Annotated in this window: 2 protein-coding genes; both read left to right on the plus strand. The window is 63.5% G+C overall.

The window, feature by feature from the left end:
• Nucleotides 1–792 (plus strand): Mu transposase domain-containing protein (locus AAE514_RS18460; protein ID WP_430623925.1); only part of this gene is annotated, 792 nt, incomplete at its 5' end.
• Nucleotides 779–984 (plus strand): ATP-binding protein (locus tag AAE514_RS18465; RefSeq protein WP_347333035.1); only part of this gene is annotated, 206 nt, incomplete at its 3' end. The genes AAE514_RS18460 and AAE514_RS18465, both read left to right, overlap by 14 nt.

Raw genomic sequence — 984 nt, forward strand, 5'->3', positions numbered from 1 at the left:
AAGCAGGACGCCCTGTACGGGGAGACCTTCGAGAGCGAGACGGCGCTACGTCAGCACCTGCAACACTGGCTGGAGACCGTGGCAAACGCCCGTACCCACGGCACCACCGGGCGGGAGCCGCGCGCACACTTCGAGTCGGACGAGCGCGCCCACCTGAGACCCTATCTGGTGCCATCAAGCCTGCTGGATACCACGCCCACCCAACACCGGCGCCGAGCCGACAAGACCGGCCTGATCTCCTGGAAGGCCAACAAATACTCGGTGCCGCTGCGCTGGCAACGCGCTCAGGTGGGCGTCGCCGAGCACCATGGCCAACTGCACATTCACGACCTGGAAACCGGTGAGCGGATCGCCCGCCACACTCTGTCGTTGGAGAAGGGGCGTACCATCAAGAACAACCATCATTACCGGGATCCGACCCAGCGTATCAACGAGTTGGAGCAAGCGATTACTGAGCACGTACCGGCACAGGCCGCCGCGACGCTGTGTCGCCTGCTTAAGCTCACCTCGCCGAGAATCTACAAAGACCAACTGGTGGGAGTGCGTGACTTGCTGAACCGGTATGGACCAGTAGACGCCGAGCTGCTGGCAATACTGACCCAGCAAACCCGCTTGACCGCCAGCGCCATACAAAACTATCTGGAGGCCTGGCAGCAGGCTCGGGAGCGAGGGCGAGAACCCGACATCGACACGGCGCCGGGCACTGAGGACCGAATACCCACCTCGGCTCTGCAGGCCTATGCCCAGCTTGGCCGCTCCAGTGGCCAGGAGGTGACCCATGAGTCGGCTTGAGCAGACCCAGTCTCAGTACCGCAGCTTGCGCCTGAGTGCGACAGCGAATCACCTCGACGAACTGCTCGCCCAGGCCGAGGCCAACGAACTGTCCTACCTGGACTTCGCCCAGCAGGTGGCCGAGCATGAACTGACCGAGCGTACCCGTAGCCGTATCGCCCGGCACCTGAAACAGGCACAACTGCCCGCGCA

Origin of the sequence: Marinimicrobium locisalis (genome assembly GCF_039822625.1) — a bacterium.
GTDB classification, from domain to species: domain Bacteria; phylum Pseudomonadota; class Gammaproteobacteria; order Pseudomonadales; family Cellvibrionaceae; genus Marinimicrobium; species Marinimicrobium locisalis.